Source organism: Mucilaginibacter sp. NFR10 (assembly GCF_900100445.1).
GTDB lineage: Bacteria > Bacteroidota > Bacteroidia > Sphingobacteriales > Sphingobacteriaceae > Mucilaginibacter > Mucilaginibacter rubeus.
Window position 1 is genome coordinate 355,583 of the sequence record NZ_FMTV01000005.1, and the last position, 11,974, is coordinate 367,556.

Annotated in this window: 8 protein-coding genes; 2 read left to right on the forward strand and 6 right to left on the reverse strand. The window is 45.3% G+C overall.

The genetic code is table 11. The annotated features are described in order from the left end of the window. Positions 1-11 precede the first annotated feature (11 nt). Positions 12-842, reverse strand: coding sequence for a 5-dehydro-4-deoxy-D-glucuronate isomerase (gene kduI / locus BLP33_RS18430; RefSeq protein ID WP_090531792.1), 831 nt, complete (start codon positions 840-842; stop codon positions 12-14). A gap of 266 nt (positions 843-1,108) precedes the next feature. On the opposite strand from kduI, the gene BLP33_RS18435 reads away from it, so the two are divergent. After that, on the forward strand, positions 1,109-1,723 hold the full coding sequence (locus BLP33_RS18435) for a NanQ anomerase/TabA/YiaL family protein (protein WP_090531794.1): 615 nt from the start codon (positions 1,109-1,111) through the stop codon (positions 1,721-1,723). 111 nt (positions 1,724-1,834) lie between these two features. Here BLP33_RS18435 and BLP33_RS18440 read toward each other — a convergent pair whose 3' ends face one another. Beyond that, positions 1,835-2,353: a lipocalin family protein gene (locus BLP33_RS18440; protein ID WP_090531797.1), complete on the reverse strand. Its 519-nt coding sequence runs from the start codon at positions 2,351-2,353 to the stop codon at positions 1,835-1,837. Positions 2,354-2,465: 112 nt separating this feature from the next. Here BLP33_RS18440 and BLP33_RS18445 point away from each other — a divergent pair, with 112 nt between their 5' ends. Continuing rightward, positions 2,466-3,266, forward strand: a complete 801-nt coding sequence (locus BLP33_RS18445) for an SDR family oxidoreductase (protein WP_090531799.1) — start codon at positions 2,466-2,468, stop codon at positions 3,264-3,266. 100 nt (positions 3,267-3,366) lie between these two features. Here the strand turns inward: BLP33_RS18445 and BLP33_RS18450 are convergent, their stop codons facing one another. From BLP33_RS18450 to BLP33_RS18465, 4 genes are all read right to left on the reverse strand, one after another. After that, a complete protein-coding gene (locus BLP33_RS18450) occupies positions 3,367-5,679 on the reverse strand; it encodes a GH92 family glycosyl hydrolase (protein ID WP_090531801.1) in 2,313 nt (770 codons plus the stop codon). Between the two features lie 5 nt (positions 5,680-5,684). Further along, positions 5,685-7,991 (reverse strand): glycoside hydrolase family 3 N-terminal domain-containing protein, encoded by a 2,307-nt coding sequence (locus tag BLP33_RS18455; RefSeq protein WP_175490055.1) that lies wholly within the window; start codon positions 7,989-7,991, stop codon positions 5,685-5,687. Between the two features lie 524 nt (positions 7,992-8,515). Then, the gene (locus tag BLP33_RS18460) at positions 8,516-10,786 is read right to left on the reverse strand and encodes a beta-N-acetylhexosaminidase (protein WP_090531805.1); all 2,271 of its coding nucleotides are present in this window, start codon (positions 10,784-10,786) and stop codon (positions 8,516-8,518) included. A 22-nt stretch (positions 10,787-10,808) separates the two neighbouring features. Then, positions 10,809-11,969 (reverse strand): acyltransferase family protein, encoded by a 1,161-nt coding sequence (locus BLP33_RS18465; RefSeq protein WP_254780194.1) that lies wholly within the window; start codon positions 11,967-11,969, stop codon positions 10,809-10,811. Positions 11,970-11,974 lie beyond the last annotated feature (5 nt).

Consider the following 11,974-nt stretch of genomic DNA (forward strand, 5'->3'; position numbering starts at 1 on the left):
TTGATGTATAATTATTTCAGATCTGTTATAGCTATGGCGTCCATATCGGTGTAATCGAGGTTTTCGCCTGCCATACCCCAAATAAAGCTGTAATTTGCCGTACCGCTGCCCGAGTGGATGCTCCACGGCGGCGACACCACAGCATCATAATTATCCATGGTGATATGCCTTGTTTCCTGTCCTTCGCCCATGTAATGAAAAATCTTTTGGCCTGCAGGTACATCAAAATAAAAATATGCCTCCATACGCCTGTCGTGAACGTGGGCTGGCATGGTGTTCCAAACACTGCCTTCATGTAATATGGTAAGGCCCATTACCAGCTGGCAGCTCCGTACACCTTCCAGGTGGATATATTTATTGATGGTGCGTTTATTTGCCGTTGCTACCGAGCCCAGCTCAACCTTAACCGCATCGGCATGGGTAAGCAGGGTTGTTGGGTATACCGCATGTGCCGGCGATGACAGCAGGTAAAATACAGCCGGCACTGATGTATCGGTACTTTCAAAAGTTACGTTTTTTGTCCCTTTACCAATGTACAGGCAATCAAGCTTATTCATTTCAAAGACTTCTCCGTCGGCTTTTACTACACCGGCACCGGCTACGTTAATGATCCCGATCTCGCGTCGCTCTAAAAAATGTCCGGCGCGCAGGTTCGGGTAATTTGGCAGCTCAAGTGTTTTACTTACCGGGTTGGCCATACCTACAATCATCCTGTCGTAATGGGTATAGGTACAATTGATCTGGTCGGGCTGAACCTGTTTATCTATCAAGAATCTTTCGCGTATGGTAGTGGTATCGTAGCTTTTAAAATCCGTTGGGTGGACGCTGTGTATTGTTTTCAAAGCAAATGTTGTTTTAGAAAATCTTTTGTTAATAAATACAATTCTACAATCTTATAAACGATTTCAAAAGTCATTTAAGCCTTATTTTCACTCCAACGTTATAGTGATAACACGATTACTAAACCATTTAAAAGCTAAACTATAACGTTAAAGTAAATATTTAACAGATCATATATCATTTTAATTAATTAAGCTTGTATTATTGGTACATAATGAGCTGCCGAACCAGGGCAACGCCAATTCAATAACCGGTAAACTAATAAACTATGAAACAATTAGCAGCCTATAAAAACATCGCGCTACTAACCGTCTTTTTACTTATTGCAGGCATTGCTAATGCCCAGCAGCAGGAGCTTACAGCTAAAAGCGCAAAAACATGGGTAAAAAGCCGCATTTGGGCTAATGGGTTAAAGCTTAAATTAAACTCATCAACCAATAACCTCGAATTTGCGAAACAATATGCCGCCAATAAAGCGGTATGGGATAAGGCTTTTGAATTTCTGCGCGAACGCAATCTTGATCAGATAGCTCCCGGCAAATATCCTATAGATGGCGATAATGTTTATGCATCCGTTACTGAAGGCCCTTCCAAAGAGTTTGAACAATCGGCCTGGGAATCGCACCAAAACTATATCGACCTGCAATATGTGATCAAAGGCAAGGAAAAGATCGGTGTCGCCCCTATTGAAAGCCTTACCGTTACTAAACCCTATGACCCGGCTAAAGACGGTGCCAACTACAGCGGCGAGGGTAAATACTACACCGCCACTCCCAACGAATTCTTCCTGTTTTTCCCCGGCGATGGTCACCGGCCTAACATCAAGGTTGATGGTTATGATAAGGTGAAGAAATTGGTTATTAAGATAAAGGAAATAAAGTAAATTTTTTCATGTCATTGCGAGGAGGAACGACGAAGCAATCGCATGCTATACAGAGCGCCTTGCTTCCGTGCGATTGCCGCGCTACGCTCGCAATGACATTTTTTCACCTACCTATACCTGCACCGTTTTCACCAGCTTTCGCACATCAAATCCCTGATTGGCAGCCTGTACTACCAACTGATTATAGATCCGTTCATCAAGTGTTGAACGGCGGCTCAGGATCCATAAGTAATTTCTATTCGGGTGCCCTACCATGGCATAGCTGTAATCATCAGCCAAAGCAATGATCCAGTATTTACCTTTAAATGGCCACTGAAATTGTACTTCCAACTTTGCGTTACTTGTTTTATCAGCAACAACAGCACTGCCCTCAGCAATTTTTATCTTATTATCTTTTATACAACGGTTTTTAACAATGATACTACCATCTTTTGCTAAACCATAGGCTGCCGAAGTAAAAGTGCAACCCGACTCAAACCATTGCGGGAAAGCGGCAATTTCAAACCAGGAACCAACATATTTTTTCAAATCGACATAAGGAACAGTTTCAAGCGGTTTGCAGCGGGTTGCCTGTAAAGCTAAAGCAGTTAAACCTAATGCTACAGAGGTTGCAATGATCTCTTTCTTCATAAACCAATAACGCCTGTTATGCCCAAAAAGTTTAAAACAAAAGCATATTAACGACAGCCAAACGCCATATCATTATTTAATTACCTTTGCGCCAAAGCATTATTTTTATAACATGCCCGGTAAAACAAAGATCAGTATTTTAGGCTGCGGCTGGTACGGCAGCGCATTGGCTAAAGCGTTAATTGCCGATGGCATGCAGGTAAAAGGCTCAACCACTTCTACCGCAAAAATGGATAACCTGGCTGCATTGGGCATCCGGCCCTATGTAGTTAACTTTTCGCCGGGTGAGGAAATATATGATGCCGATTTTTTTGATTGCGATGTTTTGTGGATAGCCATTCCGCCCAAAAGCCGCAGCGGTGAGGGTGATATTTTTTCACAGAAGGTTAAAGGCATTATCCATGCCATAAAAAGGTTTGCTATACAGCAAGTGATTTTCGTCAGTTCCACCGGGGTTTATGCCGATAACAACAGGCACGTGAATGAACAAACCGATCCACAGCCCAATACGGAAGCCGGCAGGATATTATTTGAAGCTGAGAACCTTTTCCGTGCTGAAGATAGCTTTAAAACAACCATCATCCGTTTTGCAGGATTGATTGGCCCCGGACGCGATCCCGGCAGGTTTTTCGCGGGTAAAAAGGAGATTCCTAATGGTGACGCGCCAGTAAACCTCATCCATCTTGATGATTGCATCGGCATCAGTAAGACAATATTGGCTAAGCAGGCTTTCGGCTATCTGTTTAACGGCTGCTCCCCCAAGCACCCTGCTAAGGCTGATTTTTACACACAGGCTGCTCTTGATTCAGGCTTTGAAAAACCGGAGTTTATCAGGGAGTTGAAGGAATGGAAAGTTGCGGAGAGTATAAACGTTGGACCGGTATTAGCTTATCAATACCAGGTCTTGATTTAATGACGCAGGTTTAAGCGTCTACGCTTGAACCATCTCAAAGCGTGAGCGTCCACGCTCACATCTAACAAATGGTAAGCGTGGACGCTTGAACTCAAAAGCCTTAAAACACCGGCGCTTTCGCCTTATCACCCATCACAAATACCAGCTTCCCCCCTTTCATAATATCCTTATGTGTAATATATTCTTTGGGGTAAGGTTTACCATTTAAGCTGATGTTTTGCACATATTTATTCTCTTCGGATAGCCCCTTTGCTTCTATCACAAAACTTTTGCCGCCAGGTAAAGCAATGCTAACCCTATCTAATAGCGGCGCACCAAAAACATAACGGCTATCTGCCGGATTAACGGGATAAAAACCCATAGCAGTAAAGATATACCAGGCCGACATTTGTCCGCAGTCATCATTGCCAGAGAGGCCATCGGGTTTGTTTATATAAAACTGGTCGGCAATTTGCCTTACCAGTTCCTGGGTTTTGGCAGGGTTCCCGGCAAGCGTGTACAAATAAGCCACATGATGGTTAGGTTCGTTGCCATGTGCATACTGGCCTATTAACCCGGTAACATCAAGCGTTGAGCCTTTTCCAAACACTTTTGAATCCATAGTAAACAATGAATCCAGCTTGCCCGAAAATGCTTTTTTGCCGCCCATGAGTTTAATCAAACCCGGAATATCATGCTGAACCTGCCAGGTATATTGCCAGGCATTGCCTTCGGTATAGTCACCACCAATGGCCAGTTGGCCACTATCTAAATTGGCAAAAGGCTGTATCCATTCGCCGTTTGATTTTCGGCCACGCATCAAACGCGTGCTTTTATCAAACAGGCTATTATAAAACAGAGATCGTTTGATGAAATAATTGTAATCACTTTGTTTGTTCAGCGCCTTGGCTAATTGAGCGGCGCACCAATCGTCGTACGCGGCCTCCAGTGTACGGGAAACAGCTTCGCGTTTTACAGTATCTGATGGCAGGTAGCCATAACGCAGATATAGGCTCCAATCGTATTTTGGATTTTTATTATGTGTGAGCGTGTTTTTAATGGCAGCAAATGCCTTTTGCCGATCAAAACCTTTAATCCCTTTCAGCGCGGCATCTACAATTACCGGTACGGCATGGTTACCGATCATGGCGTAGCTTTCCTTACCCCACAGCGTCCAGATTGGCAGCATACCTGCCACGCCGTTGTGTTGTAACATGCTCTCTACCATTTGCCCGTCTTTTTCAGGACAAATAATAGTATACAGTGGATGGGCGGCCCTGTAAGTATCCCATAATGAAAGCGTAGAATAGAAAACTTTATCAGCGGATCGGTGCACCAGGCTGTCGGCTCCGCGATATTGACCGTCAACATCCGCAATGTTGTTAGGCTGGATCAAGGCGTGGTACAGGCTGGTATAAAATGCTATTTTCTCTTTTTTGCTGCCTTCGGCTTTAAGTTTACCAAGATTATTTTCCCATGTACGGGCTGCTTCCGTTTTTACCTGTTCAAATGTTTTGTGCTGTGTTTCGGCCAGTAGGTTTTTATGCGCACCGGCAATACTTACGCCCGATACCCCAACTTTAGCTTCAATAGTTTCACCGGGTTTCAGATCGAAATCCAATATTAAGCGGCGTTTATTATCGCCATCAATAAAATGCTGTCCGGTAAACGGGCGGTTAAAAACAGCCGTGAAATATACTTTTTTATCTACCCATTGGCTGGTGAAGGCATAACCACTGATAGTTATTTTGCTATCGATAGTGATCTCCCCGTCAGAAACATGCTCAGCCAATTGCTCCGGGCTATCAACCAGTCCGCTTTGCATATCAACAAGCAAATGTGCTTTACCGGCTTTTGTAAAAGTATACCGGTGCAAACCAGTATGGGCAGAAGCAGTTAGTTGAGCCTTAATATTGTTATCGCCCAAAATCACTTCATAATAACCGGGCGATGCTTTTTCTTCCTGATGAGAAAATTTGCTTTGAAAATTTTGAGGTTGATCGCCCTGAAAGGGAAAAAACAGCACATCTCCTAAATCAACACCACCTGTACCGCTTAAATGGGTATGCGCGAAACCGGTGATCACGTTATCTTCGTAACGATATCCCGAGCAGTAGTTCCAACCAAAATTCCCGGTCTCAGGACTAAGCTGAACCATACCAAAAGGCACCGTAGCGCCCGGAAAGGTATGCCCGGCTGCGGAAGTACCTATGAATGTGTTTACATATTTAATCAGCGAATCCAGAGGCTTTTGATGAAAAAAGGACGTCGCGAGCAAAGGCTTGTCACCCTGAGCTTGTCGAAGGGTCGCGCGCAGAGGCCCTGCCCGCCATGCTTCGACAAGCTCAGCATGACACCCGTTTTCAAACGCCTTGGGGACTGCCCCAACGGATACAGCAGATAATATTAGAAAAACAACAATCAGTTTCTTCATACCGGTCACTCTTTATATTCGATTGTCTTTTTAAGTACCACATCTTCGGCCGAGCGTGCTATCATCACATCAAATGTACCGGGTTCGGTTACCTGTTTCATTTGATTATTCCAGATAGCGATATCTTCGGGCTTTACCGTAAACTTTACCGTTTTGGTTTCGCCGGGTTTAAGACTGATCTTGTCAAAACCCTTGAGGGCCATTACAGGCGTAGTTACCGAATTTACTTTGTTGCCGAGATACATTTGTACCACTTCCTTACCCGCCATGCCGCCGCTGTTGGTTACATCTACCGAAACCGTTATAGTCTCATTTTTTCCGAACGAAGCTGTCGATACCTGCAGATTACTGTATTTAAATGAAGTATAGCTCAATCCATAACCAAAGGGGAACAGCGCATCCGGCGATGAAAAAACATAGTCTTGTCCCGGTTTTTCGATTGAACCCGGATTGTGATAAAAACCTTTGTTGGATGCCACATGATTATAAAAAACCGGGATATGCCCGGTTGACTGTGGGATAGATACCGTAAGCCTGCCTGATGGGTTTACCTTGCCGAACAGGATGTTGGCAATGGCATTGCCTCCCCTTTCGCCGGGATACCAGGCCTCCACAATAGCCGGGATATTTTCTTTTTCCCAGCTGATACTTTGCGGCCTGCCGTGTACCAGTACCAAAATTACAGGTTTACCTGTTTTATAAACAGCCTGCAACAGTTCACGTTGTACCCCATCGGGATCAATGTCGGTTACATCATAGCCTTCGCCGCAGGTGAATGGGTCTTTAGGCTCGCTTTCGGGTGCATGCCCGTTCCAACCTACGCCGGAGAATACCACGCTGGTGGTGCCCAAAACCACTATCACGGCATCACTGTTTTTTGCTGCTGTGATGGCTTCAGCAAAGCCGCTTTTGTCCGGGCCCGACAGGGCACAGCCCTTGGCATAGTTAATCTTAACTTTATTGCCCACCAATTGCTTAATGCCATTGAACACCGTTGTACCCGAACGGCTGTCGCGGGTTGAACTGTAATCGCCATACTGAACCTGGTTGGCATTAGGGCCGATTACCGCCAGCGATTTCAGGCTGTTCATATTGAGCGGTAAAAGCTGCTTATCGTTTTTAAGTAGGATGATCGATTCCTCGGCTATCTGCTGCGACAGGGCGATATGATCAGGCGTGTGTACCCGTTTTTTTAGCGCTGATGTATCGGGCAATGCCTTTTCAAACAAACCTGCTTTAAATTTTATAGTAAGGATACGGGCAACAGCGCTATCAACCAACGCTTCTTTTACTTTTCCGCTTTTCACCAGGCCAATCAGTTTATTATATACGTCGGGGCTCGGCGCTTCCAGGTCAACCCCGGCGTTCAGGCCAATTGGAGCAGCGCCTTCGGCGTCCTTGGCAATATGATGAAAAGTGTATAAATGTTTTAAACCTTCATAGTCCGAAAAAACATAGCCTTTAAAACCCCCCTCCTCCCGCAATATGGTTTGCAGCAGGAAATGGTTAGCATGTGCAGGCACGCCGTCAATTTCGTTGTAAGCCGGCATCACAGCGTAAATATTTGCATTTTGCACGGCATCTTTAAAAGGCGGCAAAAACATCGACCGTAGCTCCCTTTCCCCTACTGATGCCGGGGCTAAATTGATACCTGCCACGGGGATACTGTAGGCCGCGAAATGCTTGGCTGTACACATCACTTTGTTTTTACCAATACCGTTTATTGTTTGCGAAGGATCACCCTGCATCCCAATTACAAACGATGTACCCATCCTGCTTACGAGATATGGATCTTCGGCATAACATTCCTCATTACGGCCATAACGCGGGTCGCGGATGAGATCGAACAAAGGCGAAAGCGCCTGGTCAACTCCTGACGAGGACGCTTCATAAGCGATTACCGAACCCATTTTTTCAATCAGCGCCGGGTTCCAGGTGCTGCCCTGCGCTATAGCCTGTGGAAAGATGGTAGCGCCTGCTGCCAGTTGCCCATGCAGGCACTCGCCTATTTGTATAGGCGGGATACCAAGTCTTGTTTTTTCTTTAGCATATTTTTTTGCAGCGATTGAGCGTGATGCTACATCATTGATATTGGTAAAAGGGCTTTCGCAAACGCCATAAGCAATTGGGTTTTGCATCGAGCCTTTTAACGAGTTCATGCTCATCTGGCCCACCTTTTCTTCCAGCGTCATACGGCTTAGCAAGTCTTTCACGCGTACAGGCACAGGTGCCTTGGGGTCTTTATAAACCTGCGCGGCTGCGATGTTAATTACAAAAGCAAACGCGATCAGTAGGCATAATTTCTTTTGCATAGTATCCAGATATTTAATTTTCAAATGTAGAGACGCATCACATGCGTCTCCCACATGCAAAGCATCGTTGCTTGTCCTCCTCGCCGTTGTTGGTGTTGTCACCAACAACTTTTCATGCGGCATTTCAGAAAATAAAAATCATAGGAGTTGTTGGTGACAACACCAACAACGGCATATTTCATCATGCTCCCTCAGGGTCTCTCGCAGAGGACCCTGAGGTTCTTTGCGTTCTAAACATCTATCAGGATATTCAGAACAGCGAACCGGCGTGGCGTAGACATCAGGGTCCTCTGCGAGAGACCCTGATGGGACGTTACATTTACCAGGATAAAGAGCATGTCATTGCGAGCGTAGCGCGGCAATCTCGTAGCCAATGCATGTCCGCTCTGTATAACTACGAGATTGCTTCGTCGTTCCTCCTCGCAATGACATGGCTTTTTACACCAACAATTTCAACTGATCTGCATCTTCCGTACACCTATGGTGTTGTCACCAACAACGGCATAGAAACCGATTTTATCCCCTCAATGCATCAAATAAAACTTAGGATAAAGCTTTTCCCCTCCGGCTACCTTCAATTCTATCAGGGTTTGATTTTCGTTGGCTTTATCAGCCATGTAATGTCCGCTTAAAGCATAGATGCCTTTTTTTAAATGCAATAAGGCTTTTTGCGGTTCAACGTAAATATTCAATCCCATTTTAATTACGGGCACTTCATCCAAAAACAAAGCGGGGCTAACCTCAAAACCGGTAGTTAATTCATAATCCGCTTCCTTGTCTATTTTGATAAAACCTTTAATTTTAACCCAGTTGATAAAACCTTCGGTTGCAATTTTAACGGGTACAATCAGGCTTGTTTCGCCGGTTTCCGTTGGTTTTTCATTTCCCAGCTTATCTATATCGCGTTCCCTCGTTTTAAAAAGCTCGTAAGCCATACCGGGTTTGAGGTTAGCAACTTTTTCATGTGCAGGCTTGATATTCACCCGCCTGATGCTGGCCATTTGGCGAATGTGCTGATCATTCAATGTCCAGGTGGTGAAGGTTCTTAAACCGATGCTGTCTTTTAATGATACATTGATATTTACCGGGAAAGGTACAGCCGGGCCATTGGCATCCGGCATTTTGCCGTTTAACGCGTACCGCACTTTAGCTCCTTTCAGCGGGTAGCTCAGCGTTAGTTTAAACCGGCTTTTATTGGTAATTACGTTGTCTACGCCGTCAATATCAGGCAGACGGGCGTTGAAATCCCACAACTTAAACAGGCCGTACTGGTTTTTCATTTTCCAGCCGAAGCGCTCCAGATTTTTTTCATTTTTCGGGCTCCAGGTGAGTTCGGCCACGGCGAGGGCACGAGGGTAAACCATGTATTGCAGGTGCTGTGCGTTGGGCACCTTTTCGTTCCAGATATTGCCCTGGGCACCTAAGATATACTCGGCTTCGGCATTGGTCAGCTCTTTCGACTGCGGCTCGTAGTTATAAACCATTTGCCAGGTAACCGGCGGGTTCCAGCCTATCGGTTCCAGATCCTCATTGGCTTGCGGGGCATCAAAGTACATGTATGGCAGCGGCGTCATTACTACGTGATGATGCATCCTGGCGGCAGCTATGCCCCCGGCTTCACCCTGCCAGCTCATTACTGTTGCGGATTCGGCAAGGCCACCCTCTAAAATCTCGTCCCAACCAACCAACTTCTTATTTTTTGACAGCAGGAACCTTTCTATCCGCTTAATAAAATAACTCTGTACTTCTTTTTCGCTTTTCAGGTGCTCACGTTTCATTAGGGCAACTGCTGTAGGGCTTTTGAGCCAGTCGGCCATTTCGGCCTCATCACCGCCAATATGAATGTATTGGTTCGGGAACAGCGCTATCACTTCTGTCAGCACATCTTCCATAAATTTGAAAGTATATTCACTCGGATCGAGCATCCGAACGCGGTGTTTAGCCCCTGTCGAATCCTGGCAGCCCAGTTGCGGGTAAGCAAAAATAGCAGCCTCGCTATGGCCCGGCATTTCAATTTCGGGCAGGATGGTCACAAATCTGTCCTGCGCATATTTAATCACATCCCTAATTTCATCCTTGGTATAAAACCCGTCGCGACCGTCATCTATCAGGTTGTCCAGCTTGCGGAATTCGCCCCGTTTAGCATAGTAGCTGATCCTGGCACCAACTTCGGTAAGGCGCGGATATTTATCAATCTGGATGCGCCAGCCTTCATCGTCGGTTAAGTGCCAATGAAACACATTCAGTTTGTAATGTGCCATTACATCGATGTATTTTTTCACTTCATCAACTGTAAAAAAATGGCGGCTTACATCCAAACTCAGACCACGCCAGCCAAAACGTGGCTGATCGGCTATGGTACAGGCGACAACTTTTAGGGGCGCTGCTTTATCTGTCGGCAACAACTGAATTAATGATTGTACCCCGTAAAAAACACCAGCCCCGCTACCGCTGATACTTACCGATGCAGGATTCACATTCATGGTGTAGGCACTCTCAGCATTTGACCAAACATTGTTTAACCTGATGGCTGTTTTGGCAGGGATCTTTTCAAAAACTTTTACCGTTGTTTGCAGGCCGTAGTTTTGATTAAGGTAATCCTGCAGGTATTTGCCTATTGGTTCTGTCTCTTTATTAACCCCGATCACGGCATACTTACTTAAAATAAAACTGCCCTTCCCTGCTTTTAAACTCACCGGCTGCGGGATGATATGAAACTGTGCGTTTACCGTTATTGCCAATAAAAGCAGTGAGGTGAACAGTAAAATATATTTAAAAGATAGCGTTTTCTTCATTTCGGTAGATGATGAATAAAGATTATACCTTAATGGTAATATTCCTTTTGTAGAGGATCCAAACCGGGATAAAAATGATCAGCACAGTCAGGATAGCTCCGGCCAGTGAAGCGTTTTCGGGCGAGAGATATGGCACAAATAACTGATTATAAGTGAACGACCATAAATTGGTTTTACCTACCGGGATGGCAGCTATTAAAGCCGGGATAATATCGGCCAAAACATAGGCAGCAATGGCATTACGCCCGAACGCTAAAAATGGCGGCAGCAGGGCTTTATTCCCTTTGATATCGATAAACCAGTATGACAATGCAAGAATATTAATAGCCAGCCCGGCAGTAAGCAACACGAATGAGCTTGTCCACAATTGTTTGTTGATGGGAAAAAATGGATTCCAGATTAAAGCCAGTATGATCAATACGATGCCGGCTCCCATTATTTTAAGCAGATCAGCACTGGTTTTAAGTTTGCCCAGTTTGAGCCAGGTACCGGTGAATACACCTAACAAACAGGTAGCAACAGATGGGATTGTCCCAAGCAAACCTTCCGGGTCCCAGGTTTTGGATGAGCCCCAGAGGTGGTTTTCGGTAAATACCGATCTGTCAATCCAGGCGCCCAAATTGGTTGCCGGTTCAAGGTTAGGTGTACCAAAACCCGGTACAGGTACCAGCGTCATCAATAAATAATAACCAATTAAACAGCTTACAGCAATAATTACCTGTGTACGGATGCCGGTTTTAACGTACAGCAAGGCAGTTATGCCAAAAACAAGCCCGATGCGCTGCAACACACCGGGAAAACGCAGATGCGCGAATTGAAAATCGTTGATCAGTGGTAAACAAACGCCAAGGGCTATGATAATCAGCGTACGGCGCAGGATGGATAACAGCAATTTGTTATGATTAGCTATATCCGCTTTTTTACTTTCCATGGCATATACGATAGATACGCCTACCATAAACAGGAAGAAGGGAAACACCAGATCGGTTGGGGTACAGCCGTTCCATTTGGAGTGTTCAAGCGGCCAGTAAATATGGCCCCAATCGCCGGGATCATTTACCAGGATCATAGCAGCTACGGTAAATCCCCTGAAAAAATCAAGCGACAAAAGCCTTGGGCGGCTTGCCTTTGTTGTGCCTGTGTTTTTAAGCGCTTCCTGCTGATTGATTACCATAGTTGCCATGTATT

What these genes read in the sequence shown, in the direction of transcription:
- BLP33_RS18435 (WP_090531794.1), top strand. Translation starts at nt 1,109, where the DNA reads ATGAAACAATTAGCAGCCTATAAAAACATCGCGCTACTAACCGTCTTT.
- BLP33_RS18440 (WP_090531797.1), bottom strand. Translation starts at nt 2,353, where the DNA reads ATGAAGAAAGAGATCATTGCAACCTCTGTAGCATTAGGTTTAACTGCT.
- BLP33_RS18445 (WP_090531799.1), top strand. Translation starts at nt 2,466, where the DNA reads ATGCCCGGTAAAACAAAGATCAGTATTTTAGGCTGCGGCTGGTACGGC.
- BLP33_RS18450 (WP_090531801.1), bottom strand. Translation starts at nt 5,679, where the DNA reads ATGAAGAAACTGATTGTTGTTTTTCTAATATTATCTGCTGTATCCGTT.
- BLP33_RS18455 (WP_175490055.1), bottom strand. Translation starts at nt 7,991, where the DNA reads ATGCAAAAGAAATTATGCCTACTGATCGCGTTTGCTTTTGTAATTAAC.
- BLP33_RS18460 (WP_090531805.1), bottom strand. Translation starts at nt 10,786, where the DNA reads ATGAAGAAAACGCTATCTTTTAAATATATTTTACTGTTCACCTCACTG.
- BLP33_RS18465 (WP_254780194.1), bottom strand. Translation starts at nt 11,969, where the DNA reads ATGGCAACTATGGTAATCAATCAGCAGGAAGCGCTTAAAAACACAGGC.